The sequence below is a fragment of the Cryobacterium sp. Y11 genome, from assembly GCF_002929535.1.
Lineage (GTDB): Bacteria > Actinomycetota > Actinomycetes > Actinomycetales > Microbacteriaceae > Cryobacterium.
The window spans coordinates 420,363-445,871 of the sequence record NZ_PJJO01000061.1 but is presented as its reverse complement, the minus strand read 5'-3'; the positions used below and the strand labels follow the sequence as shown (position 1 = coordinate 445,871).

The following is a 25,509-nucleotide window of genomic DNA, read 5'->3' as shown; positions in this document are numbered from 1 at the left end:
TTAGTCGAGGCGGGTGAGCCAGCCGTGACGGTCGGGCAGGCGCCCGTACTGAATGTCGGTGAGTTCCTGGCGAAGCGCCAACGTGATCTCGCCGGCCGGGGCATCCGCGTCGCCGATCGTGAAGTCGCGCGCCTTGAGCTGGCCGATCGGGGTGACCACTGCGGCGGTTCCGCAGGCGAAGACCTCGGTGATGTCACCGGATGCGACGCCCTCGCGCCACTCCCCCAGCGTCACGTCGCGCTCCTCAACGGTCATACCGCGATCGCGGGCGAGCTGCATGATGCTATCGCGCGTGACTCCCTCGAGAATGGTTCCGGTCAGGCGAGGAGTAACAAGGGTGTCGGTGCCGTGCACGAAGAACACGTTCATGCCGCCGAGCTCGTCGATGTGGCTGCCGGTCTCACCGTCGAGAAAGAGCACCTGGGCGCAGCCGTTTTCGTAGGCTTCCATCTGGGGCAGCAGCGAGGCGGCGTAGTTTCCACCACACTTGGCGGCTCCGGTTCCGCCGCGGCCAGCCCGCGAGTATTCGGTGGACAACCAGATCTTCACCGGGGCGACGCCGTCGGCAAAGTAGGCGCCGGCTGGGCTGGCGATCACGTAGAAGCTCACCTTGTGGGCGGCGCGCACACCGAGAAAGCTCTCGTTGGCGATCATGAACGGGCGCAGGTACAGACTGGTCTCGGGCGCAGATGGCACCCAGTCGCCGTCGATTGCGACGATCTGCTTGACCGATTCGATGAAGTCGTCGATCGAGAGTTCGGGCAGTGCGAGGCGTTGGGCCGAACGCTGCAACCGCTGCGCATTCTTCTCCGGACGGAAGGTCCAGATTGAGTTGTCGGCGTGCCGGTAAGCCTTCAGCCCCTCGAAGATCTCCTGCCCGTAATGCAGCACCGAGGATGCTGGATCGAGCAGTAACGGTCCGTAAGGCGTGACGCGGGCATCGTGCCAGCCGGTATCGACCGACCAGTCAATCGTGACCATGTGGTCGGTAAAGTGCTTGCCGAATCCCGGGTCGGCGAGAATCTCGGCACGTTCGGTTTCGGCGCGAGCCTCGGTCGACGGCGTCACGGCGAAATTCAGGGGAAAAGTGGTGGTCTTGCTCATTTGAGTACCTTGTCTGTCAGAAGCGTCACGATGGCGTCTCCCACCTCAGCCGTGCTGCGTCGTGCCGTGGCGGTGCGGCGCGCCAGGTCGTCGGTGACCGCCTCGTTGACCCGAGTCGCAGCATCCGTCAGACCGAGGTGGTCCAGCAGCAGCGCCACTGAGAGGATGGCCGCGGTCGGGTCGGCGACTTGCTGGCCGGCGATATCGGGGGCCGAGCCGTGCACCGGCTCGAACATGCTGGGAAAGCGACCCGTCGGGTTGATATTTCCGGAGGCTGCCAGGCCGATGCCGCCGCTGATTGCCGCTGCCAAATCGGTGAGAATATCGCCAAAGAGGTTGTCGGTGACGAGTACATCAAATCTACTCGGATTCGTGACGAAGAAGATCGTCGCAGCATCGACGTGCAGATAATCCACCGTGACCTGGGGGTATTCGAGAGCCACCTCGTTCACGATGCGCTGCCACAGGCTGCCGGCGAAGACGAGCACGTTGGTCTTGTGCACGAGGGTGAGGCGTTTGCGTTCTCGTCCCTTGGCCACCTCGAAGGCGTAGCGCACGACGCGTTCCACGCCGTAAGCGGTGTTGACGGAGACTTCGTTGGCGATTTCCTGCGCGGTGCCGCGGCGGATGGCGCCGCCGTTGCCGACATACGGGCCTTCTGTCCCCTCGCGCACGACGATGAAATCGACCACGCCGGGGGCGGCAAGCGGACTCGTCACGCCGGGGTAAATGGTGCAGGGTCGCAGGTTCACGTAGTGATCGAGGGCGAAGCGCAGGCCGAGCAGCAGCCCGCGTTCAATGTTGGCGTCTTTCAGGCGCGGATCGCCGGGAACGCCGCCGACGGCGCCAAGCAGGATGGCGTCATGCTGCTGAATCGACGCGAGGTCGGCGTCGGTGAGCACATCGCCGGTTTCGAGGAACCGGGCGGCCCCGAGCAGGAACGTGCTCGTCTCTATCGTGACGTCGTCGCGAGCGGTGACGGCGCCGAGCACCTTCACGGCTTCAGCGACAACTTCCGGTCCAATCCCGTCTCCGGGAATGACTGCGAGTTTGATAGTACGAGACATGCGGCTCCGAATCAGTCAACAAACACCTGAATTGCGTATAGTCAAACCTTACCTTTCTCACTGAAGTGCCTAGGCTGGTCACCAGCGCACCATCAAAGGAAAGCGGGAAATGATGAGTATCGGACTGGGAATCTTTCTGTTGGTCGTCGGCGCCATTTTGGTCTGGGCCCTCGATATCACCGTCACCGGAGTCGACCTGCAGCTCGTGGGCTATATTTTGCTCGCCGCCGGTGCGCTCGTCACGATCCTCGGCGTCGTGCTCATGACGCGCCGCCGCAACAGTGTGAGTACCACTCGCACGATCGCCGACCCGGCGAACGGCGAGCAGGTCACCCGCCGCGAGAACTCGATCGACGACGTCTAAGCACCTGCTCGCGAGAGCGGAAAAAGTGTTGCTTCACGAGTGCTGAAGCAACGTTTTTCCCGCTTTCGAGTGGTGGTTAGCGGGCTCGGCGCAGACTTATCACGGCCACTATGGCCGCGCCTAACACGAGGGCTACACCGATCCAGGCGCTCAGCCCGACGCCGCTGTCGAAGGCGTGCCGCGCCGAGTCGAGCAGTTGCCTGGCCGTGTCGGCGGGCAGCTGGCCGGACACCGCAACCGCGCCGCCCAGGGTTTCTCCCGCTGCCAGCCGCTCGGCAGCGGTCAGCCCGTCGGGCAGCAGCACGGCCGCGCGGTACGACGCCGTGAGAATGGTGCCGAGAATCGCCGTTCCGAGTACCGCCCCCAGTTCGTAGGCGGTTTCCGACACAGCGGATGCCGCCCCCGCCTTATCCGCCGGAGCCGTCGCCACGATCAGCTCGTTCGAGACAGTCTCGGCCGCCCCGATGCCAACGCCAAGCAGCACGAACGCCACGCCGATCCACGCGGCATCGATCTCGCCGCCGCGCACGGCGATCGAGGCAAAGCCCACCGCCGAGAAGAGCAGGGCGATCGGCACGACTCGCGACGGGCGCACGCGGCGCGCAATCGGCACAATAACCAGCCCGGCCACGATCATCGCAACCAGTCCCGGCACAAGCACCAGCCCGGCCACCATCGGCGACAGCCCCAGCACGAGCTGCAGGTGCTGCGAGATGAAAAACAGGCATCCGACGAGCGCGGTGACGCTCAGCAGGTTGATGCCGACGGCTCCGCTGAACGAGCCACGCCGAAACAGGCTCATGTCGAGCATGGGGCTGGGCAGGCGCAATTGCCGACGCACGAACAGCGCGCCGAGGGCCAGGCCGAGCACAACCGGCGCGACGGTGAGCGCACTCGGCCCGTTCTGCGCGATGGTCTTGATGCCGTAGACGATCGGCAGCATGGTTGCCAGCGAGAGCACGATGCTCAGAAAGTCGATGCGACCCGGCTTCGGGTCGCGCGATTCGGTCACGAGCAGCGGCGCCAGCACGAGCAGCGGCAGCAACAGCGGAACGGCGAGCAGAAACACCGAGCCCCAGGCGAAGTGCTCGAGCAGAATACCGCCGACGACCGGGCCGAGCGCGCTGCCGGCCGCAAACCCGGTGGCCCAGATCGCGATAGCCAGGCGGCGTTGGTCACGGTGCACGAAGGTCGACCGCAGCAGCGACAGGGTCGATGGCATGAGCATGGCGCCGAAGAAGCCGAGCACGGCGCGAGCCGCGATGAGCCAGTCGATACTCGGCGAGAAGGCCGCGGCCACCGAGACCACGCCGAAACCGGCCGAGCCGATCAGGAGCAGGCGACGACGCCCAATGCGGTCACCGAGGCTGCCCATGGCCACGAGCAGGCCGGCGAGCACGAGCGGGTAAATGTCGACCATCCAGAGCAGCTGTACACCGCTCGGCCGGGTCGCCTCCGAGATGGCGGGCAGCGCAAAGTTGAGCACGGTGTTGTCAATCGACACGAGCAGCACCGGAAGCATGAGCACCGCCAGCGCCCACCAGCGTCGGCGGTCGTGCACGATTGGCAGAGCGGATGCCGCTCCCCCGGTCTGTTGCGCGGCAACACCGGTCGAGTCGGCGCTGGTCACGTCGGCACCGGTCGAGTCAGCGGGTTCTTTGGGAACAACAGGGACAGACACGATCTCAATCACTTTCTCGCTCAATCAACCCGTCCAGTGAGGGGTCGAACATCGACCGGAAACCGACCCCGCATAACACGGTCGATTTCCAACCCCTCACTCTTGAAATTCTCACGGATTTGCAGCAGCTTCAAGACGGATGCGGGTGGGCGCCGGCTCTGCAGGCGCCCACCCGCATCCGTTCTGAACGAACCTACTCGGTCAGGTCGATCTCCACCATGATGTCGGCGTCGATCGCGGCGCGCACCGAGGTGAGCAGTCCGGCCGGAACCTCGGAGTCGACGGTGAGAACGCTGAGCGCCTTGCCGCCAGCCACGTGGCGGGCGATCTGCATGCCGGCGATGTTAATGTTGGCCTCACCGAACTCGCGGCCGTAGACGGCGACGATTCCGGGGCGGTCGGTGTAGAGCATGACGATGAGGTTCTTGGCGAACGGAACCTCGACGTCATACCCGTTGATCTCGACGATCTTCTCGATCTGCTTGGTGCCGGTGAGGGTGCCAGAGACGGAGACCTGCGAGCCGTCCGCCAGGGCACCGCGCAGCGTGATGACATTGCGGTACTCGGGCGATTCGGCGTCGGTGAGCATACGCACGGTGACGCCGCGCTGTTCGGCGAGCAGCGGAGCGTTGACGTACGAGACGGTTTCGCTGACCACGTTGGTGAAGATGCCCTTGAGCGCTGCGAGCTTGAGCACACTCACGTCGTACTCGACCAGTTCGCCGCGTACTTCAATGTCGACGCTGGTGAGCGGGCTGTGCGCGGCGAGGCCGGAGAATACCTGGCCGAGCTTTTCGACCAGCGGAATGCCGGGGCGCACGTAGGGGTCAATGACGCCGCCGGCCACGTTGACCGCGTCGGGCACGAGCTCACCGGAGAGTGCAAGGCGCACGGATTTGGCCACGGACACGCCGGCCTTTTCCTGCGCTTCGTCGGTCGAGGCGCCGAGGTGCGGGGTCGTGATGATGTTGTCGAGGCCCAGGAGCGGCGACCCGGTCGGCGGTTCGCTGACGAACACGTCAAGGCCCGCGCCGGCAATGGTGCCGGCCACGAGTGCCTCGTGCAGCGCTTCTTCGTCGATGAGTCCGCCGCGGGCGACGTTGACGACGAACGCCGTCGGCTTCATCAGCTTCAGCTGCGCTGCACCGATCATTCCCGTGGTCTCCGGGGTCTTCGGCATGTGGATGGTGACGAAGTCGGACTGCGCGAGCAGTTCGTCGAGGGTGACCGGGGTCACGCCGAGCTGCTGGGCGCGGGCCGAGGTGATGTAGGGGTCGTAGGCGATGACGTTGGTGCCGAAGGCCTGCATGCGGGCGGTGATGAGCGCACCGATACGGCCGAGGCCGATGATGCCGATGGTCTTCTCGTACAGCTCGACACCGGTGTACTTGGAGCGCTTCCACGCTCCGTCGGCGAGGGCGCCAGAAGCGGCCGGAATGTGCCGGGCCAGGCTCAGAATGTGCCCAACGGTCAGCTCGGCGGCCGAGATGATGTTGGACGTTGGGGCATTGACGACCATGACGCCGGCCGCTGTAGCGGCCTTGATGTCGACGTTGTCCAAGCCGACGCCCGCACGGGCAATAACCTTCAAGAAGGGAGCCGCGTGGATGGCTTCGGCATCCATTTTGGTAGCGGAACGCACCAGAACGGCCTGCGCGGTGGCAAGCTCAGCGAACAACGCGGACCGATCCGTGCCGTCGACGTGGTGAATGTCAAAGTCGGGCCCGAGAGCATCGACGGTGGCGGGGGACAGTTCTTCGGCGATCAGGACAACGGGCTTCGACAATAAAATCGGATCCTTAGATTGCAAGTCTTGGCGGCGCGACAATGGGCGCTACTCGCTTTCCAGCCTACCGGCTGCACAATTGAGCAATGAGCAACGAGGTAATAGACGGACTCCAATTGGGCCTGCGCGTCGTGCTGGGGATCGTCTTCATCGGCGCGGGGATGACTCATTTTCAACCATCCGTGCAGCGCACGATGGCGGCGATGATTCCCCCGCGCCTGCGCAGCCCGGGGCTGGCTAATCCGACCAATCTCGTTGTGTTCACCGGGGTGTGCGAGATCGCGGGGGGCCTGGGACTGCTGTTCCCGCCGACCATGATGCTGGCCGCCGGGGCGCTCGTCGTGTTTCTCGCGGCGGTATTTCCGGCCAACGCCTATGCCGCCCGGCACAAGAAACGATTTGGACGGATAGCTATACCGCTGGTTCCACGGCTGATCGCCCAACTGGTACTCATGGCATTACTTGTGGTTGCTGTGCTCTAAGACCTACACGATCAGTCTGCCCAGGCCGAACACGGCCGACATGTCGAGCGAGACGGCAGCACTGGCGCAGAGTCCCACAAGCAGGGTCAGAGCTTGCACACCGAAGGCCCGGTTACGCCCGATCCAGTAGGCCAGGGCGTAGACGAGAACCGGCAGGAGCACGCCAATAATCAGCACCGTCCATCCAAAACCGCTCAGCTGCGTGTCGAGGGACTGGGCCTGCAGGTTGAGTCCGACCAGATTACCGATGGCTTCCCAGACATCGTAAGCGTAGAACAGGCCAAAGACGACGGCGATGGTGAGCATCAGCCATTTTGGCGGACGGCGGCGGGTCGTTGCGCCGGCGCTCTGGGTCGATGCGTTGTCGCTCATGCGCCCGCTCCCGATCCGATAATGAAGGGAATCGGCGCGAGCACGAGCACACCGACCAGGAGCCAGACCAGGCGGGCACGCGGTCGCGCCGTGGTGAGCCAATAGGTCGCGCCGAACCACACCAGTGGCGCAGCGACGGCGAGCCAGGCGCCGAGGGAGAACATGAATTCCGCGACCGGGTCGTCGGTGACGGGCTGCCGTATTCGGGACACTCCGATAAACCAGCCGATCGTGTAGAGCAGATACATTCCGGCCAGAATTCCCATGCCGACCAGGGCAAGCGAGCTCTGCGGCGCTTCGGCGGAGTCGGTGACGACGGCATCCGGCGTTGTGTCAGTCTCGGCCGTGCGCTCCGGGCCGGCAGCTGTGGGCTTCGGGCTAGTCCATCCCTCTGGCAGGCCGGTTGGCTCGGGCGTTGCCGGGCCGCCTCCCTGCTGCAGGGTCGGATCGTCGTCACCGGCCCAGTTCAGTGCGTCGTCATCCCGTGTGGCGTTCATTTTTCTAGAGTATCCCGTTGCCGCCCACGGTGCCCGGTTAGGGCAGACGACGGATGCCGGCGCTCACCGAGACGATCCAGCCCAGAATTCCCACCAGCACCACACGCTCGGCGAGGCCACTGATGCCCGGCACAGGGGAAGGGGCCCTCGCGAGCGAGGACCCCTTCCCGTATTTAAGCGGATGCTTAGCGCGAGACCGAACCGTCGGTGTAGTCGTCGTCGGTCGACGCGTTCCACGCGAAGAGCTTGCGCAGGCTGCGGCCGGTGGCCTCGATCGGGTGCTCTTCGCCCTTCTTGCGCAGGGCGAGGAATTCGACTCCGCCGTTGTCCTGATCGGCGATGAAACGCTCGGCGAACGCGCCGCTCTGGATATCGGCGAGAACGGCCTTCATGTTCTCCTTGACGCTCGGGTCGATGACGCGCGGGCCGGAGACGTAGTCGCCGTACTCTGCGGTGTCGGACACGCTCCAACGCTGCTTGGCGATGCCACCCTCCCACATCAGGTCGACGATGAGCTTGAGCTCGTGCAGCACCTCGAAGTAGGCAACCTGCGGCTGGTAGCCGGCTTCGGTGAGAACTTCGAAGCCGTACTGGATGAGCTGCGAGGTGCCACCGCAGAGCACGGCCTGCTCGCCGAACAGGTCGGTTTCGGTCTCTTCGGTGAAGGTGGTCTTGATGCCGGCGGCGCGCAGGCCACCGATTGCCTTGGCGTAGCTGAGGGTGAGCGGCCAGGCGTTGCCCGAGGCGTCCTTCTCCACGGCAACGATCACGGGAACGCCGCGACCGGCTTCGAATTCGCGGCGCACGGTGTGGCCGGGTCCCTTAGGGGCGACCATGACGACGTCGACGCCGTCGGGTGCGGTGATGTAGCCGAAACGGATGTTGAAGCCGTGTCCGAAGACCAGCACCTTACCGGCGGCCAGGTTCGGAAGCACATCGTCCTTGTACAGGTGACGCTGCACCTGGTCGGGGGCGAGGATGACGATGACGTCGGCCCAGGCCGCGGCATCCGCTGTAGACAGCACCGTGAAGCCGGCTTCTTCGGCCTTGGCCGTGCTCTTGGAACCGTCCTTCAGACCAATTTTGACCTCGACGCCGGAGTCGCGCAGGTTCTGCGCGTGGGCGTGACCCTGCGAGCCGTAGCCGATGACGGCTACCTTCTTGCCCTGGATGATCGTCAGATCGGCGTCTTTGTCGTAGAAAATCTCAGACAATGTGTTTCTCCTTCTTATGTCGTTGGTCGAGCCTGTCGTCTCGGCAAGCTCGACCAACGGAGTGGTTAGTTTTTGAAAACTCGTTCGGTGATCGACTTCGAGCCGCGGCCAATGGCGAGCAGGCCAGATTGGGCGAGCTCCCGTATGCCAAACGGCTCGAGCACCCGCAGCAGCGCCTGGGTCTTGCCGCTGTCGCCGGTGACCTCGATCACGACGGCGTCCGTGGCCACGTCGACGACGCTGGCACGGAACAGGTTGACCGCTTCCAGCACCTGCGAGCGAGTTGTGTTGTCGACCTTCACCTTGATCAGCAGATGTTCGCGCTGCACGGACTGTGCAATGTCAAGCTCGACGATCTTGATGACGTTGATGAGCTTATTGAGCTGCTTAGTCACCTGCTCGAGCGGCACATCGTCGACATCGACGAGGATCGTGATGCGAGACAGGCCGGGGATCTCGCTGTGCCCAACGGCCAGGCTTTCAATGTTGAAGCCGCGCCGCGCGAACAGGCCGGCGACGCGCGTGAGCAGCCCGGGCTTGTCCTCGACGAGCAGACTCAGAACGTGGCTCGTCACGGTTATTCGTCTCCCCAGGTCGGTGCGTGGTCTTTGGCGTATTGAACGAAACTATTGCTGACTCCCTGCGGAACCATCGGCCAGACCATGGCGCCGGGGCTCACGATGAAGTCGATCACCACCGGTCGGTCGTTGGTGGCGAGGGCCAGTTTGATGGCGTCATCAACCTGATCCTTGCTGGTGACCCGGATTCCGAGCGCGCCATAGGCATCCGCCATCTTGACGAAGTCGGGAACCATGGCGGTACCGTGACCGGTGTTGAGGTCGGTGAAGGAGTGACGCCCGTCGTAGAACAGCGACTGCCACTGGCGCACCATCCCGAGCGAGGAGTTGTTGATGATCGCGACCTTGATCGGGATCTGGTTGATCGTGCAGGTGGCGAGTTCCTGATTGGTCATCTGGAAGCAGCCGTCGCCGTCGATCGACCAGACCACCCGGTCGGGCTCCGCCACCTTGGCGCCCATCGCCGCCGGCACGGAATAGCCCATGGTTCCGGCGCCACCGGAGTTGAGCCACGAGTTGGGGCGTTCGTACTTGATGAACTGCGCGGCCCACATCTGGTGCTGACCGACGCCGGCCGCATAGACCGCCTCGGGTCCGGTGAGCTCACCGATGCGCTGGATCACATACTGCGGAGCGAGCAGACCATCGGTCGGCTCGGTGAAACCGAGCGGAAACTCCTCTTTTAGTCCGCGCAGGTAGGTCCACCACTCGGCTGTGTCGGACGCGCCTGCCTGGGCGACTTCCGCCCAGGCGATGATCAGGTCGGCAATGACGTCCTTAGCGTCACCGACGATGGGTACATCGGCGAAGCGAATCTTGGAAATCTCCGCCGGGTCGACGTCAACGTGCACGATCTTCGCGCTCGGCGCGAATTCGCTGATTTTTCCGGTTACCCGGTCATCGAAGCGGGCCCCGAGCGAAATGATGAGATCGCTTTCCTGCAGCGCGAGAACGGCCGGAACCGTGCCGTGCATGCCCGGCATACCGAGGTGTTGGGGGTGCGAGTCGGGAAAGGCTCCGCGTGCCATGAGCGTGGTCACGACGGGTGCACCGGTCGCCTCGGCCAGGGCGAGCAGTTCAGCGGATGCGTGGGCGCGAATAACACCGCCGCCCACATACAGTACGGGCTTCTTGGCGGCCAGCAGCAGCTGCGCTGCCGCCTGCACCTGCTTGCCGTGAGCCTTGACGATCGGTCGGTAGCCGGGCAGGTCGAGTTTGGGCGGCCAGATGAACGGCGCCAGGTTCTGCTGCGCGTCCTTGGTGATGTCCACCAGCACCGGGCCTGGGCGGCCGGTGGAGGCGATGTGATAGGCCGAGGCGATCGCGGCGGGAATCTCGGCAGCGGTACGGGCGAGGAAGGAGTGCTTGGTGATCGGCATGGTGATGCCGATGATGTCGGCCTCCTGAAAGGCATCCGTTCCCATCGAGGTCGAGAACACCTGGCCGGTGATCGCGAGCAACGGAACCGAGTCCATGTAGGCATCCGCTATGGCGGTGACGAGGTTGGTCGCGCCCGGACCGCTGGTGGCGATCGCGACGCCGACCCGGCCGGTGGCTGAGGCGTATCCCTCGGCCGCGTGGCCGGCGCCCTGTTCGTGGCGCACCAGGATGTGGCGGATCTTGTTTTGCGTCATGAGCTCGTCGTAGAGCGGAATGACGGCGCCACCGGGGATTCCGAAGACGTCGGTGACGCCGAGCAGCTCAAGGGTGCGAATGATCGCCCCTGAGCCGGTGAGCATCTCCGGCTCCGCTGATGCGGGAGCCGAGGGCACGGGAGTGGGTTCCGTGGTCATGGTGGTTGAATCCCTACTTCGAAATCGGTCATTTCGACATCTAAGAGCATGCCCACTCGGGGCACGCTAGCTAACCGGTACGTCGTTAGCCGGTGATCGCGCCTTCAGCAGCGGAATGCACGAGCTTGGCGTACTTCGCGAGAACGCCACGGGTATAGCGCGGGGGAAGGGGCGCCCAGCCATCTCGGCGGGCGGCCAGCTCAGCCGGTGCGACCAGTAGGTCCAGCGTGCGAGCTGCGATATCGACCCGTATCAGATCCCCATCGCGCACGAAGGCGATTGGACCTGCGTCCACCGCTTCGGGTGCTATGTGGCCGATACACAGTCCGGTTGTGCCGCCTGAGAATCGACCGTCCGTTAATAGTAGTACATCGGAGCCGAGCCCTGCGCCCTTGATGGCGGCCGTGATCGAGAGCATTTCGCGCATGCCAGGCCCCCCCTTCGGGCCTTCGTAGCGGATGATGACAACGTCACCCTTGTAGATCTTGCCTTCGGTGAGCGCGTCCATCGCGGCGCGTTCCCGCTCGAACACTCGGGCCGGTCCTTCGAACACGGCAGCGTCGAATCCGGCGGTCTTGACGACTGCGCCTTCCGGGGCGAAGGTGCCCTTGAGGATGGTGATGCCACCGCTTTGGTGAATGGGGTTGTCGAGGGTACGCAGCACCTCACCGTCGAGGGCGGGCGGGTCGATCTCGGCGAGGTTCTCGGCCACGGTCTTGCCGGTCACGGTGAGGGCGTCACCGTGAATGAGACCGGCTTCGAGCAGCGCGCGCATGACGGCGGGAACGCCGCCCTGGCGGTCGACGTCGTTCATGACGTACTTGCCGAACGGCTTGAGGTCACCGATGTGCGGAACCTTGTCGCCGATGCGGTTGAAGTCATCGAGGGTGAGCTCGACCTCGGCTTCGCGGGCGATAGCCAGCAGGTGTAGCACGACGTTGGTGGATCCGCCGAAGGCCATGGCGACGGCGATGGCATTTTCAAACGCCTTGCGGGTGAGAATGTCACGGGCGGTGATGCCGAGGCGCAGCATGTTGACGACGGCCTCGCCGGAGCGGTGCGCGAAGTAGTCGCGGCGACGGTCAGCGGATGCCGGGCTTGCCGAGCCGGGCAGGCTCATTCCGAGGGCTTCCGCAACACTGGCCATGGTGTTCGCGGTGTACATGCCACCACAGGCGCCTTCGCCGGGAGCAAACGCGCACTCGATGCGCTTCGCATCCGCTTCACTCATGCGACCGGCTTTGACGGCGCCGACCGCTTCAAACGAGTCGATGATCGTGATGTCTTTTTCGGTGCCGTCGGAGAGCTTAACCCAGCCCGGCGCGATCGATCCGGCGTAGAGAAAGACGCTCGCCAGGTCGAGGCGCGCGGCGGCCATGAGCATGCCGGGCAGCGACTTGTCGCAGCCCGCCAGCAGCACGCTGCCGTCGAGGCGCTCGGCCTGCATGACGACCTCGACCGAGTCGGCAATGACCTCACGGGAAACGAGGGAGAAGTGCATGCCCTCGTGGCCCATCGAGATGCCGTCGGAGACCGAGATGGTGCCGAACTGCAGCGGGTAGCCGCCGCCGGAGTGCACGCCTTCCTTGGCCGCCTGCGCGAGGCGGTCAAGCGAGAGGTTGCACGGGGTGATCTCGTTCCACGAGCTCGCAATACCGATCTGGGGCTTGTCCCAGTCGGCATCCCCCATGCCAACAGCCCGGAGCATCCCCCGAGAGGTGGTGGCCTCTATTCCATCGGTGACGTCGCGGCTACGGGGTTTCACATCGATCTCAGACATGCCTTTGAGTCTAGAACCTCGGGACTCACTCCAATTTCAGCGGGGCCATTCAACGCGCACGTTCAGCCCGGAACGCGGCGATGCGCACCAATACCTCGGCGACTTCCTTCGGGCTGCGCACGCGGTGGCCGGCCAGGGTGGCGCCCTGGCCGATCTTGAGCCCGATATCGTCATTGCGCAGCACCGCGAAGGCGTCTTCGTCGGTCACGTCGTCGCCCGCGTAAAAAACCCGGTCAGCGCCGGTGTACTCGCGTAGTTTCGCCAGCGCGTCACCCTTAGTACTCGAGCGCACCGAGAATTCGAGCACATTTTTACCGCCGCGGATGGTCAGCCCTGGCAGTTGGTCACCGAGTTGTTCACGCGCCTGACGCTCGGCCGACTGGCCGTCTTGCTCGGTCGCGAGGCGGGTATGCAGGGCCAGACCGGCCGGTTTACGCTCGATCGTGGTGCCAGCGATCGACCCGGAGATGCCCTCAAGTACACGGGCCAGGGTGTCGAGCTGTTCGAGCTCGGAGGAGAGCAGGTTGAGTTCGATCTCAGGGGTGTCGAGCTGCACCTCGATGCCGTGCGAGCCGGTGAGTAGTACCGAGCTCTGCGGCTGGGCCACCTGCTGCAGGCTTACCAGCGCCCGGCCGGAAACGAAGGCGACGCGCACGCCCGGCAGGTCGAGCAATGCCTGCACGGCCTCGCGGGTGCCTGCGATGGCGCGGGCGTCGTCGGGATGATCGACGTGCGGGGCCAGGGTTCCATCGAAGTCGAGGGCGATCAGCAGGTTCTCGGCTTGGGCAATACTCTCCAAGGCCAGGTCGAGGTCGCCCGGGATGCCGGCTGGCACGGCAGCTCCCCCGGTGAGCGCCCCTAAGAAGGAGGCTGACCAGGCTGCGACATCGTTTTCGGCGACTTTGCGGCGCAGCGACCGCATGCGCCGGGTGCGTTCCCGCTTGGGCATCTCGACCGCGCGCACGATGGCATCCTTGGTGCCGTCAATGTCGTGCGGGTTGATCAGAATGGCCTGTTTGAGTTCGTCGGCTGCACCGGCGAATTCGCTCAGCACGAGTACTCCATCGACGTCGAAGCGGACCGCCACGTATTCCTTGGCGACGAGGTTCATGCCATCGCGAAGAGCCGTGACCAGCATGACGTCGGCGGCGAGGTACATCGCGACCATTTCCTCGCGCGGGTAGCTGTGATGGTGATAGCTGATCGCGGTGTGGCTGATGGTGCTGAAGTCACCGTTGAGCCGGCCGACGGCGAGTTCGATCTCGTCACGTAGGGCCATGTAGGTGCTGACCCGTTCCCGGGACGGGCTGGCGACTTGCACCAGCGTGACGTCTTCGACGCTGAGGCGGCCGTCGGCGAGCAGCTCGCCGAAGGCCTTGATGCGGTGGCCGATGCCCTTGGTGTAGTCGAGCCGGTCGACGCCGAGCATGAGCGTTTTGGGGTTGCCGAGGTCCTCCCGAATCTGCCGCGCGCGGGCCTGAATGTCGGGGCGTCTAGCCAGTTCTTCGTAGGCGACTGCGTCGATCGAGATGGGAAAGTGTTTGGCGATGACACGGCGCAGCTCCCCTTTCTCACCGGTCGGAACGTCAATGACGACGCCGCGGGTGGTATAGCCATAGAGGCGACGCACCGCTTGGGAGAAGTTGCCGGCATCCGCTAGGCGCTGAAAGCCGATGACATCGGCGCCGAGCAGCCCGTGCAGAATCTGTTTTCGCCAGGGCAGCTGGGCGAATATTCCATATGGAGGAAATGGAATGTGATTGAAGAAGCCGATGACGAGGTCGGGGCGGGCTTCGCGCAGCATGCGTGGAACGAGCTGCAGCTGGTAGTCGTGCACCCAGACCGTTGCGCCTGGGGCGGCGACCGCTGCCGCTGCTGCGGCGAAGCGACGGTTGACGGTGACGTAGGCGTCCCACGTTTCGCGATGGTAGCTTGGCGGCGCGATCACGTCGTGGTAGAGCGGCCACAGGGTGTCGTTGGAGAACCCCTCGTAATAGTCCTCAATGTCAGCTTCGTTCAGCCGCACCGGCACGAGCGAGATTCCGTCATTCTCGAACGGCGCGAAATCGCGATCGGCAACGCCCGGCCAGCCGACCCAGGCACCGTTCGAGGTACGCATCAGTGGTTCGAGGGCGGTGACCAAACCGCCGGGAGAAGTACGCCAGGTGACGGTGCCGTCTTCCGCTTCTTCGTAATCGACCGGCAACCGGTTGGAGACGACGACGAGCGTGTACGTGCCGTCGGGGGCTTCGGCGGGCACGACGGGCATCGGATCGGGCTGGGTCCGTGTAGATTCGGCTGAAGAATTAATGGATCATCCGTTCCGGGTACACCGAAGGTGCACGCCTGTGTCGCCTGTCTAGGGTACCAGCCGGTTCCACCCCCCGAATGGTCTACGCGCCGGCCAGACCGGGCCCCCACGAGCGGGCTCCGCGCTTGCGGGCAACGGCTGCGAACGAGAGCAGAACTCCGCCGACCAGAAACAGCAGCAGAATGGCCACCGCGGACGCGGCATCCGCTCCCCCGCCTGCGCTGACTATGGCCTGCAAACCGTTGACAGCCCAGGTCAGCGGCACAAACGGGCTCAGCGTCTGGAACGGTGTCGCCACGAGCTCGATCGGGTACAGCCCGCTCACCGAGGCGAGTTGCAGGGCGAGCAGCACGAGTGAAATGACGATGCCGACCCGGCCAAACGCGACGCGCAGCCAGTAGTGCACGGCCACAAAGACCGCGGCGAGTAGCAGCGCAAAACCGAACGTGGCCGGCAGCAGCGTCCAGGACACCCCGAGCGCGGTGTGCAACAGTGCGGTGACCAGCACGGCCTGCGCCGCCGCAATGCCGAACGCTTGACCGAGGCCGCGGCGCAGCAGGCGGCCGGTGCTGGCGGTCGAGGCCAGCGCGGCACGGCCGAGCGGCTTAACCAGCAGCACGATGGCCAGGGCGCCAAGCCACAGGCTGACCGGCACGACGATCATGCCGATGATCGGGCCGACCGAATCCACCGGGTTGTCGCGCGTGGTGGTGACCCCAACCGGGTTGGCGACGACCGCGGCGGTCACCGAGGCCTCGCTGCCGACACCGGGCAGAGCGGATGCGCGGGACGCGCCTTCCGCAAGCCCGGTCGCGAGGGTTGCCGCCCCGGCTTCTAGGGCGTGCGCCCCGGACTGAGCAGACTCGGCGCCCGTGGCCAGGCTGCCGAGCCCCACGGAAATGGTGCGCACGCCGGCCGCGAGGTCGCTCGCGCCACTCGACAGTGCCTGGCCGCTGGCGGCCAGGGCGCTCGCCCCGCCCGCGCTCGACGCGACCCCGTCGGCGACAGCTCCGATGCCGGCGCCGGCGGCGCTGATCCCGGCGCTCTGGGCGTTCAGCGCGGCCAATCCGCCCTGAATCTGTGCGAGTGCGCTGGCGTAGGCTGCGACATTCGGGTCTGCCTGCAGCTGCGCGTTGAGGGTCGTGAACGCGGCCGCGCTGGCCTGCACCCCGGCGGCGTAGGCGGGGAGCCCGGTTTGCAGCGGCGCGAGGGCGGTCGCTCCGGCGTTCAGCCGGGTCAATCCGGCGCTCAGGCCCGACACCCCTGTGGTGAAGCTCGCGACACCCGAGGCGTAGGTCACGGCGCCGGTGGCAGCGGATGCCGCTCCGGCGGCGGCCGCGCTCGTGCCGGCGGACAGGGAATCGAGGCCGATTGCCACGCCAGTGACCCCGGTGGCCAGTTGCGACGCGCCGGTGGCGGCATCCGTCAGCGCGGTGCCGAGCAGGGCGAGGTTGGAGTAGAGACCGTCGAGGTATTGCGCCGTAATGGCTTGACCGAAGGCGCCGGTCATTGCCGAGCCGACCGACTGGGCCAGCGAGCCGGCGAGAAAGGAGTGGGCGTCGTCGGTGCGCAGGTCGAGATCGGCCTGCACCGGGCTGGTACCCGAAAGTGACGTGATCGAGGCGGAGAAGTTCTTCGGGATCGTCAGCACGGCGTAGGCGTCGCCAGCGGCGAGCGCCTCGGCAGCGTCGGCGGTGTTGGAGATGGTCCAGTCGAATCCGGCCGTCTCGCCCGTCGTGGCGGTCAGCTCGGTGACCAGCAAGCGACCGGCCAACACCTGTTGTTCGGTGCCGTCGGCAAGCGTGCTGGTGACGAACTCGTCGTTGTTGACGACGATCGCAGGGATCGTGTCGATGCGATCGTCGGCCGATGCGAGGGCACCGGTGAACAGTCCGGCTACGGCCAGTGGAACGACGACGAGGCCCGCCACGAGGGCCACGATGCCGAACCGACGCTGCCGCGGGGAGCGGCTGAAGAGGGTGTCATATGCTGTGCTCATCGGCGCACGGCCTTTCCGTCAAGAGAATCCGAAAGTTGTGTCAGGTCGTCGTCAACGTCAACGGCCAGAGCGTCGAGATCGATGTGCTGCCAGGGCCGGTCGTTGGCCGATTCGGGGTCGTCCACACTAAATCGGCCGGCGCTGAGCACGAGGGTCGTGGTCAGCGGCGCGAGCACCGACAACTCGGTCGCGAGGCTTCGACCGCCCAGGGGATCGGGCAGGCCGTCACCGAGGTCGACAACGACGATGCCGGGGCGTTCGGTGAGCGCAGCAGCCACGAGCACGGTCGCGCGCGCCTGGGCCGGGAGCGCGGAGATCGTGGTAGCTGCGGCAATGGTCGGCCCGTCGCCGATGGCGAGGTTGATGCTGCCGATCCACTCGGCGCTGAGGTCACTCACGCGGCCGGCGCGGTACCAGGGTAGCGCGAGGCGCACCCGTTCGGCGAGGAGTTCACCGACCGTGATTGAGGAGTCGCGGTGTTGACCGACATCGACGAGGGCAACTCGGCGGAGCGCCCCTTGGCGTTCAGAGGGCAGTGGCGCGCCGAGAACCTGCAACCGGCCACTGACCGGGCCGAGCCGTCCCGCGAGGGTGGCCGCGACGACTCGGCGCTGCTCGGCCGGACCGGTCAGTTGCGCGAGTGAGCCGGCCGGAATGGTCAGGTCGAACGGGCCGAGTGGCGCGCGCTCCAGGCCGACCACTAGGTTATCGGCGGTGACTGCTGCGGTTTGCTCGGCCGCCCACTCACTATCGTGCAGATGCTGCCGCAGCCCCTCCCCCTCGATGTCGACGTTCGGAAGCAGCCGATCGAGCCAGCGCGGCAGCCACCAGGCAGCGTTTCCAGCGAGCGCCATCGCGGCCGGCACGAGCGTCATTCGCACCAGGAAGGCATCGAGAATGACACCGACGGCGAGCGCAAAGGCGATGCCCTTAATCGCTCCGGTGCCGTCGGGAACGAAGGCAAAAAACACGAAGAACATGATAAGCGCGGCGGCCGTGACGACCCGGCCGGCGTGCGCGAAGCCGTGGATGATTGCCTGGCGGGCATGTCCGGTGCGCACGAATTCTTCCCGCATGCCCGAAACCAGGAACACCTCATAGTCCATGGCCAGCCCGAATAGCACGGCCATCAACAGAATCGGCAGAAAGCTCAGGATAGGGCCGGGGTTGTCGATACCGAACAGGTCGGGCAGCCAGCCCCACTGAAAGATGGCCACGGTCGCGCCGAGGGCGGCGAACACCGAGAGCAGAAAGCCAAGCGCTGCCGTGATCGGCACGAACACGGAACGGAACACCATCATCAGCAGCACGATCGACAGCCCGACCACGATGAGGGCGAACGGGATCAGCGCGTTGGTCAGCCGGTTAGAAATATCGATGCCGACGGCGGTCGCACCGGTGACGGCGATCGGGGTTCCGAGATCGCTGCTGATGCCGGGGCCGAGGTCTCGAATCGCCTGAACGAGCTCTTTCGTGGCCGCGGCATCTGGTGCGCTGTTTGGCATCACCTGAATGATGGCGGTGTCGACGGTCGGGTTCGGGGTGCCCGTTCCGACGTAGGCGACGCCCGGCAGGCTTCGAATCTGGGCACCAATCGTGTCAAGGTCGCCCAAGATGTCGGTCGTCTGGGTGATGTCAACCACGACGATGAGCGGACCGTTGTAGCCCGGGCCGAAGCCGTCATTGATGAGCTGGTAGGCCGCCCGCTGGGTAGAACCGGCCGGCTCTGAACCACCGTCTGGCAGGTTCAGGTCGAGGCTCAGAGCCGGAATGGCCAGGGTACCGAGCACACCGATAACGACGACGACCGCCACGACCGGGGCCTTGAGTACGAGTGCGACCCAGCGGCGACCGAGGGTCGGCCTCCCGTCTTCGGGAGCCGTGGCACGGCGGTGTGCCCGTCCGCCGACCCTGGGCATGAGCCTGCCCTTGAACAGACCAAGTGTGGCCGGCAGCAAGGTGATCGCCACGCCGATCGAGACCAGCACGGCAAAAGCCGCGCCAAGTCCCATCACGCTGAGAAAGGGGATGCTTACCACGAGCAGCCCGAGCAGGGCGATGATCACGGTGATGCCGGCAAATACCACGGCGCCGCCGGCTGTGGCGACGGCCGTCGCGGCCGATTCGTGCGGTTTCATTCCGGTGGCTAGTTGCGAGCGGTGCCGGGACAAAATGAATAGGGAGTAGTCGATGCCGACCGCGAGCCCGAGCATGAGGGCGAGCATCGGGGCGGTACTAGAGACGGAGACGAAGGCACTCACGGCTGTGATCCCGCCAATCGCGACGCCGACGCCGATCATCGCCATGAGCAGCGGCATGCCGGCGGAGAGCAGTGAGCCGAACGTGATGAGTAGCACCACTCCGGCGAAAAGCACGCCGAGCACCTCGGTGACGGTGATGCCGAAGGTGTTGTCCTGAAAGACCTGGCCGCCGAAGGCGACTCGCATGCCGGCATCCGTTCCGATGCCTCTCGTTGCCACGAGGGCGTCGAGGGTGGCGGTGGACACGTCGGTGGACTGACCGGTGAGCGCTACTTGACTGAACGCAGTCTCTGAGTCGCTCGAAATGGCATCCGCTGCGTACTCGCTGAACGGTGTGATCACGGTGTCAACGCCGGCAATACTGTCGATCGTCGTTGCCATGCTCTCGATTGCGGCTCGATACGGCGCGTCTGTAACGGATGCCCCGCTCGGCACCCGATAAACGACCTGCACCTGGGCGCCAGCCGCCGAGGGAAAGACCGCGGCGAGCGAGTCGATGGCGTCTTGCGATTCGGTGCCGGGAATCGCGTATGACTCCTGCGTCTGCCCATTCAGGGCTACCCCGCCGCCAAAAATTCCGGCGAGCAGAACAACCCAGATGCCAATGACCAACCAAGCACGCCGATAGGCGAAATGGCCGATGCGATAGAGAACGGTTGCCATGAAAACTACTTTCCGACAGCGCAGCAGCGCCGGTAGACGGTCCTGAGTGAGACGGTTGCGGGTGAGGTCGCAGCTAGCGCGGAGCGCGCACGGAAACCGGCGCGAGCAGTTCGGTCATGACGGTGCGCAGCGCCGGACGTAGGTCTTCGTCGGGAAGGGACGCCTCGCCAAGAAAGGTCATGCCGGCCACGAGCGAATAGGCGGCGCCGCCGAGGGCGAAACCGAACCGCAAGCGATCTTCATTGCTCGCGTCGTCGTGGACGATGCTGCCGGCCAGACGCACGATGAGCACTCCGGCCCTGTCAATGATGGCGATGCCGCGTAGCGACTGGGCCTGGTTGATGAAGGTGTGCAGTTCGAGCCGAAACTGCAAGAGAAAGTCGATGAAGTCATCGACGAACAGCTGCCGGGTGCCGATCGTCTCCGGCCCGGCAACGAAGCGGTTCAGCACGCGCTCGAGCTGGTCGACGGCCGGCGTGAGAACTTCTTCGAGTATCGCTTCCTTGGAGGCGAAGTGGTAAAGCACGCTGGACTTGGAGAAACCGGCAATGTCGGCAATGTTCTGCAGGGAGGTCGCGGCAAATCCGACCGACGCGAACTGGGTGAGGGCGATGGTGCGCAGGTCGGCACCGGTATGTGAGCGGATGCCGCCGGCCGGCTGTGCGCTCGGCTTGGTCTGGCTCACGGTTTTCAGCGCCAACGGGGTCGGGCCTGGCACGCTGGGCGCCGTCGGGTTCGCGTCTGGCGGGTTGAGTCTGGATGGATTCACTGGCACGATCTCAGGATAGTTGACCGATCGGTCAGACTCTGTTCGATCGGTCAGTTCGAAGGTTTTTCCCAGCAAGATCGGATTCGCCCCGGCCGAGCCGGCTCCGGGTAACCTTGTGCCGGAGGTCCAGATGCGAAAGTTCATATTCAGCAGTGCCATGATCGGCGTCATCGCCGGTGGATGGAACACCGTACAGGCCACTCGGCACGGCCCGCGGGACTGGCGACTCGTCATGCTGTGGCTCGGCTGGGCGCTGAGCGCCGCCGTGGCCATCGGCACCGTCATCGAAGACGCCAATAAGCGCGAAATCGAGCACTGACTTCGGCCCGCACTCCGGTATGACTGCGCGGTCAGCGGTCACTGGACGTGTCCAATCATGGCCGCCACGGTTCTGCCAACTCTATGGGCGTGAAATGGCGGGAAAATTCTGCCCTCAAAACATTTCTTTGCGTATTCTTTGCCGGATTTCCCGGATTTAGTGCTTGTATGCGTGATTTTTCCTCGGGAATGTCGGTGGTCGAGTGTTGGGTTGAAATATGACCAGCATGGCGTTGGAACTCACCCGGGCGGCGGCCGCTGTTGCCGCGCTCGGTGGATCCAATGCCGAGTTCAACAGCCTGAGTGATGCGCAGGTACTCGCCGCTCGTGGTCCGATCGCGGACCTGCTGCGCCTGAGCAACACTGCCGCGGCGCTGCTGGCGGGCACGATTGCAGAGCGGTCTCGACCGGAGCTCGGCCAATCGGGCCTGGCGGCGCGGCACGGGTTTGGCAACCCAACGTTGATGGTGCAGCAAGCCACCGGCCTCAGCCGGGTTGAGGCCGGGCGGCTGCTCGCGGTCGGGGTGCTGATGAACGAAACTGAATCCGCGGAGCGTCGCGCCGCCGAAGCTGACCGCGAAGCAGCGCGGGCCACGCAGACCGCCGTCGACGCAGCAGCCGAGGCGATAGCGGAAGCCGCGCGAGAAGCGGAGCGAGAAGCTGCCCGCTGGGCCGCCCAGGAGGCGGAGCGAGCGGCAGCGTGGGCCCAATTGCACCCCAATCTGCCACTGCCAGCCGCCACACCGGGCCCCGTCGTGCCCGTCGCCCTGGTGCTGCCGAGCGCCCCGGTGGCGCCGCCGGCAGTCGTGGTGCCGTGGCAGGCGCCGATCATGCACGCCCTGGCCGCCGGCATCCTCGCGCGAGAAAAGCAAGCCCGCGACGACACCTCCTGGTCGCTCTGGCGGCGCGCAGACGGCATGGTGACCCTGCACGCCCTGATGGCACCCGAGCAAGGCGAAATGTGGATCGCAACCTACGACGCACTCACCAGTCCGAGACGCGGCGGCGTGCGATTCGTTGACCCGGAACGCACGAAGTGGGCGCACAGCGTCAAGGACGACCCGCGCACCGTCGCCCAGAACACCTATGAGACGCCGACTGACACACGGGCGGGCAGCGCAACGGGCAGCGCAACGGGCGGCGAAGCAAGCCGGATGACAGAACCTCGGCTGAGCACTCCGACTACACCCAGCCAAGAACCCTCAATCACCCACCCCGTTTTCGGCTACATCGAAGGTAATCCCGCACCAGTATCAGCGGAGACAATCGACCGGCACCTCTGCGACACCGGCTGCCTCGGCATCCTCTTCGCCCATACCGGGCAACCCCTCAACGTTGGACGAGACCAACGACTCTTCAACCGCGAACAACGCCGCGCCCTCGCCGCCCGCGACGGCGGATGCCGCTGGCTCGGCTGTGAACAACCACCAGCCTGGACAGAATCACACCACATCGAAAACTGGTCTGACCAGGGACTTTCCAACATCGACCACGCCATACTACTCTGTAGCCACCACCACATGCTGCTCCACAACCGACACTGGAAAATCCTTCTCCAAGACGGAGAGTTATGGCTACTACCGCCGATCGAGATCGACTCCGAACAGACTGTGATCGCTCTTCCTCGTAAGAACCCGCTCATGCAGGCACCAATCGCACTCAACCAGCCGACGTCAACTACCCCCGGGGCTGGCACGGCAGATCACGGCGCGTCACGGGATGGCGGTCTCGGCAAGCTCGACCAGCGACGCGGGGACGACCTGCGACCGAGCCACCGTAACGACGACTACCGAAACTAGACGTTCGCCCACCCGGCACCCCGCGGGCTGGCACGGCAGATCACGGCGCGTCACGGGATGGCGGTCGAGGCAAGCTCGACCAGCGGCGCGGGGACGACCCGAGACCGGGTCACCGTCACGACGACTACTGAATGGGAAAGGCCCCGTGTGGGGGTGGCGATGGCCAGATCAGGAGCGAACTTGGGCCCCTGATCGGCGCGCCGCCGGGCGAGTCGGCATCCGGTGACTGAAAATGGCAGCAGCGCATCTAACGTGCGCGTAACGGTCGCTCTGTCGACCCGCATGAGTGCAGTGACTGCACACTGAAAGGGGCTTGTCATGTTTGGTCGTCGACGCCGACGTTTGGCCGCGAGCGCGGCGATGAGCGTGGCCGCAGCTCCGGTCTTGCGCGACGAGCAGATTTTTCAGCTGCTGAACGACAAGCTCGGTGAGCTTATGGGCGAAAATGGCGCCTGGACGCTCTCGCCGCGAAATCCCGAAGACACCGACGTCATTTTTCACGGACTCAAGGCTCGCGAGATCGCGGTAGAGCTGACCGAGTCCATCCTCACCGAACAGGCCACCCTGCGCGGTGAGAGCAGCGGCGAGCCGACTGCGTTGTCCTGGACACCAGCACCGATCGTCACCTGGAATGAACCGGTCGCCTTAAACGCGAGCCTGGTCAGCGCAGCCCCGATCCACACGAAGTTGCGCAACACGGCGCCGATCGCGACCGTGCCCAGCGCGGACGATGCTCTGGCCGCGGCATCCGCTGCTTGGATCGACAAAGCCTCGGCGACCCTCGCCTCCGCCCGACTGGTTGCCTAACCAAACAGTCAGCACATTTTCACCCTTGTGCTGACAGGATGGCCTGATGGCACTCCCTATCGAGGACTACGCACTGATCAGCGATTGCCACTCGGCCGCGCTGGTCGGACGTGACGGCAGCATCGACTGGCTCTGCTTGCCGCGCTACGACTCGGCCTCGATGTTTGGCGCCCTGCTCGGCGACGAGAACCAGGGCCGCTGGCTGCTGGCTCCGGCCGATGCAGCGGCCACCGCCACTCGCAGCTACCAGGGAGACACCTTCGTGCTTTCCACGGTGTGGAGCACTGACACCGGCCAGGTGGAGGTACTCGACTTCATGCCCCACGGCGACGGCCGCGCCGACCTGGTGCGGCGCGTGCGCGGTATCAGCGGCACGGTGGCGATGACGCAGGATCTGCGCATCCGTTTTGGCTACGCCACGACCATGCCGTGGGTAAGGCAGCTCAAGGGCGAGTCGGCGCGCGGCCTCGTCGCGATCGCCGGGCCCGACGCTATCGTCGTGCGCGGCCCGGCCCTGCGCGCATCCGACCATCGTCACGTGTCGCACTTCGATGTCACGGCCGGCGAGAGCGTCGACGCGCAAATGACCTGGTTTCCCTCGCACCGGGAGATTCCGCCGGCCATCGACATCGATGCCGCCTACAGCTCGACCTGCGCCTGGTGGCAGAAATGGGCGTCCTGCTGCAGCCATGATGGGCCTTTGCGCGCCCACGTGGTGCGTTCCCTGCTCGTGCTGCGCGCCCTGACGCACGAGCGAACCGGCGGCATTGTCGCCGCGGCGACGACCTCGTTGCCCGAGAAGTTCGGCGGCACGCGCAATTGGGACTACCGCTATGTCTGGCTGCGCGACGCCTCGCTCACGCTCGAGGTACTGCTCAGCCACGGCTATGAGGGGGAGGCCGACGACTGGCGGTCCTGGCTGCTGCGCGCGATTGCCGGCGATCCCAACGATGTGCAGATCATGTACGGGCTCTCCGGCGAGCGCTACCTGCCCGAACGGGAGCTGACCAGTCTGCCCGGGTACAACGGCGCCTCCCCGGTGCGGGTGGGCAATGGCGCGGTCAACCAGTTTCAGTCCGACGTCATCGGCGAGGTCATGGTGGCCCTGCACGCCGCGCGCACGGCCGGTGTGCGCGAAACCGAATTCTCCTGGCCGCTGCAGCGCGCGCTGATGAGTTTTCTCGAGCAAAACTGGCGTCGGCCCGATCAAGGTATCTGGGAGGTGCGCGGGCAGGCCCGCGCATTCACTCACTCCCGCGTCATGGTCTGGGCAGCCTTCGACCGTGCCGTGCGTGGCATCGAGGAGTGCGGCCTCAACGGTCCACTCGAGCGGTGGAAGCAGCTCCGCGACGAGGTGCGCGCCGACATCGAGACCCATGGCTTCAACGCCGCGCGGGGTAGCTACGTGCAGTACTACGGCAGTACTGAAGTGGATGCCTCCCTCCTGGTGCTCCCGCAAGTCGGCTTCTGCGAATCCACCGATCCACGCATGCTCGGCACCGTGGCCGCGATTGAGGCTGACCTGATGCGCGATGGCCTGCTGCTGCGCTACCGCACGAACGCCGCGGTGGACGGGTTACCGCCGGGTGAGCATCCGTTTCTGGCCTGCTCATTCTGGTTGGTCGAACAGTATGCAACGTCGGGACGCGCCGATAACGCGAATGCGCTAATGGAACGGCTCCTGGGTTTCGTGAACGATGTCGGCCTGCTCTCCGAAGAGTACGACGTGGCCGGTGGCCACCAGGTCGGTAACACCCCGCAGGCACTCTCCCATTTGGCACTGGTTCGAGCAGCGGATGCCATCGTGGCCGGTTTGGCCTCTCCCACGCGCATGCTCGCGAGTTAGAGCCAGCCGGCCCGGGCT

21 protein-coding genes are annotated in these 25,509 nt (G+C 65.2%); 6 read left to right on the top strand and 15 right to left on the bottom strand.

From position 1 onward, the window contains the following. Both CXY75_RS18800 and CXY75_RS18795 read right to left on the bottom strand, forming a co-directional pair. Positions 1-1,104, bottom strand: a complete 1,104-nt coding sequence (locus CXY75_RS18800; protein ID WP_104084295.1) for a branched-chain amino acid aminotransferase — start codon at positions 1,102-1,104, stop codon at positions 1-3. Next, a complete protein-coding gene (locus CXY75_RS18795) occupies positions 1,101-2,171 on the bottom strand; it encodes a 3-isopropylmalate dehydrogenase (protein ID WP_104084294.1) in 1,071 nt (356 codons plus the stop codon). Before CXY75_RS18795 ends, CXY75_RS18800 begins: the two co-directional genes overlap by 4 nt. A gap of 109 nt (positions 2,172-2,280) precedes the next feature. Between CXY75_RS18795 and CXY75_RS18790 the strand changes: the two genes are divergently transcribed. After that, positions 2,281-2,535 (top strand): DUF6458 family protein, encoded by a 255-nt coding sequence (locus CXY75_RS18790; protein WP_369826753.1) that lies wholly within the window; start codon positions 2,281-2,283, stop codon positions 2,533-2,535. Between the two features lie 76 nt (positions 2,536-2,611). On the opposite strand, the gene CXY75_RS18785 is transcribed toward CXY75_RS18790, so the two are convergent. Both CXY75_RS18785 and serA read right to left on the bottom strand, forming a co-directional pair. After that, on the bottom strand, positions 2,612-4,105 hold the full coding sequence (locus CXY75_RS18785; RefSeq protein WP_369826757.1) for an MFS transporter: 1,494 nt from the start codon (positions 4,103-4,105) through the stop codon (positions 2,612-2,614). Between the two features lie 304 nt (positions 4,106-4,409). Then, entirely contained in the window at positions 4,410-6,002 is a 1,593-nt protein-coding gene (gene serA, locus CXY75_RS18780) for a phosphoglycerate dehydrogenase (protein WP_104084293.1), read from the bottom strand. 86 nt (positions 6,003-6,088) lie between these two features. On the opposite strand from serA, the gene CXY75_RS18775 reads away from it, so the two are divergent. Beyond that, entirely contained in the window at positions 6,089-6,484 is a 396-nt protein-coding gene (locus CXY75_RS18775) for a DoxX family membrane protein (protein WP_104084292.1), read from the top strand. Between the two features lie 3 nt (positions 6,485-6,487). Here the strand turns inward: CXY75_RS18775 and CXY75_RS18770 are convergent, their stop codons facing one another. The 10 genes from CXY75_RS18770 to CXY75_RS18725 all read right to left on the bottom strand — a co-directional run bounded on the left by CXY75_RS18770 (position 6,488) and on the right by CXY75_RS18725 (position 20,721). After that, entirely contained in the window at positions 6,488-6,856 is a 369-nt protein-coding gene (locus tag CXY75_RS18770; protein ID WP_104084291.1) for a bacitracin resistance protein, read from the bottom strand. After that, complete coding sequence (locus tag CXY75_RS18765; protein ID WP_104084290.1) at positions 6,853-7,353, bottom strand: DNA polymerase III subunit gamma/tau; 501 nt, start codon at positions 7,351-7,353, stop codon at positions 6,853-6,855. Before CXY75_RS18765 ends, CXY75_RS18770 begins: the two co-directional genes overlap by 4 nt. Before the next feature lie 185 nt (positions 7,354-7,538). After that, a complete protein-coding gene (gene ilvC, locus CXY75_RS18760) occupies positions 7,539-8,567 on the bottom strand; it encodes a ketol-acid reductoisomerase (protein WP_104084289.1) in 1,029 nt (342 codons plus the stop codon). A 65-nt stretch (positions 8,568-8,632) separates the two neighbouring features. After that, positions 8,633-9,142, bottom strand: a complete 510-nt coding sequence (gene ilvN, locus CXY75_RS18755) for an acetolactate synthase small subunit (protein WP_104084288.1) — start codon at positions 9,140-9,142, stop codon at positions 8,633-8,635. A gap of 2 nt (positions 9,143-9,144) precedes the next feature. After that, a complete protein-coding gene (locus CXY75_RS18750; protein WP_104084287.1) occupies positions 9,145-10,938 on the bottom strand; it encodes an acetolactate synthase large subunit in 1,794 nt (597 codons plus the stop codon). 85 nt (positions 10,939-11,023) lie between these two features. Beyond that, on the bottom strand, positions 11,024-12,718 hold the full coding sequence (ilvD, locus tag CXY75_RS18745) for a dihydroxy-acid dehydratase (RefSeq protein WP_104084286.1): 1,695 nt from the start codon (positions 12,716-12,718) through the stop codon (positions 11,024-11,026). Positions 12,719-12,767: 49 nt separating this feature from the next. After that, positions 12,768-14,987 carry a bifunctional alpha,alpha-trehalose-phosphate synthase (UDP-forming)/trehalose-phosphatase gene (locus CXY75_RS18740; protein WP_104084285.1) on the bottom strand — a complete coding sequence of 740 codons (2,220 nt, stop codon included), beginning with the start codon at positions 14,985-14,987 and terminating at the stop codon, positions 12,768-12,770. Between the two features lie 124 nt (positions 14,988-15,111). Further along, entirely contained in the window at positions 15,112-17,028 is a 1,917-nt protein-coding gene (locus CXY75_RS18735) for a YhgE/Pip family protein (RefSeq protein ID WP_104084284.1), read from the bottom strand. Then, the gene (locus CXY75_RS18730; protein ID WP_104084283.1) at positions 17,025-19,952 is read right to left on the bottom strand and encodes an MMPL family transporter; all 2,928 of its coding nucleotides are present in this window, start codon (positions 19,950-19,952) and stop codon (positions 17,025-17,027) included. The genes CXY75_RS18735 and CXY75_RS18730 overlap by 4 nt, the downstream gene beginning before the upstream one ends. Before the next feature lie 73 nt (positions 19,953-20,025). After that, complete coding sequence (locus CXY75_RS18725; protein ID WP_233202017.1) at positions 20,026-20,721, bottom strand: TetR/AcrR family transcriptional regulator; 696 nt, start codon at positions 20,719-20,721, stop codon at positions 20,026-20,028. Between the two features lie 130 nt (positions 20,722-20,851). Between CXY75_RS18725 and CXY75_RS18720 the strand changes: the two genes are divergently transcribed. Together CXY75_RS18720 and CXY75_RS18715 are read left to right on the top strand one after the other, a co-directional pair. Next, entirely contained in the window at positions 20,852-21,040 is a 189-nt protein-coding gene (locus CXY75_RS18720; RefSeq protein ID WP_104084416.1) for a hypothetical protein, read from the top strand. 217 nt (positions 21,041-21,257) lie between these two features. Beyond that, positions 21,258-22,838, top strand: a complete 1,581-nt coding sequence (locus CXY75_RS18715) for an HNH endonuclease signature motif containing protein (RefSeq protein WP_104084282.1) — start codon at positions 21,258-21,260, stop codon at positions 22,836-22,838. 50 nt (positions 22,839-22,888) lie between these two features. Here CXY75_RS18715 and CXY75_RS19575 read toward each other — a convergent pair whose 3' ends face one another. Then, entirely contained in the window at positions 22,889-23,122 is a 234-nt protein-coding gene (locus tag CXY75_RS19575; RefSeq protein WP_146069539.1) for a hypothetical protein, read from the bottom strand. A 34-nt stretch (positions 23,123-23,156) separates the two neighbouring features. On the opposite strand from CXY75_RS19575, the gene CXY75_RS18710 reads away from it, so the two are divergent. After that, positions 23,157-23,645 (top strand): hypothetical protein, encoded by a 489-nt coding sequence (locus tag CXY75_RS18710; RefSeq protein WP_104084281.1) that lies wholly within the window; start codon positions 23,157-23,159, stop codon positions 23,643-23,645. 46 nt (positions 23,646-23,691) lie between these two features. Continuing rightward, the gene (locus CXY75_RS18705; protein WP_104084280.1) at positions 23,692-25,491 is read left to right on the top strand and encodes a glycoside hydrolase family 15 protein; all 1,800 of its coding nucleotides are present in this window, start codon (positions 23,692-23,694) and stop codon (positions 25,489-25,491) included. Positions 25,492-25,509 lie beyond the last annotated feature (18 nt).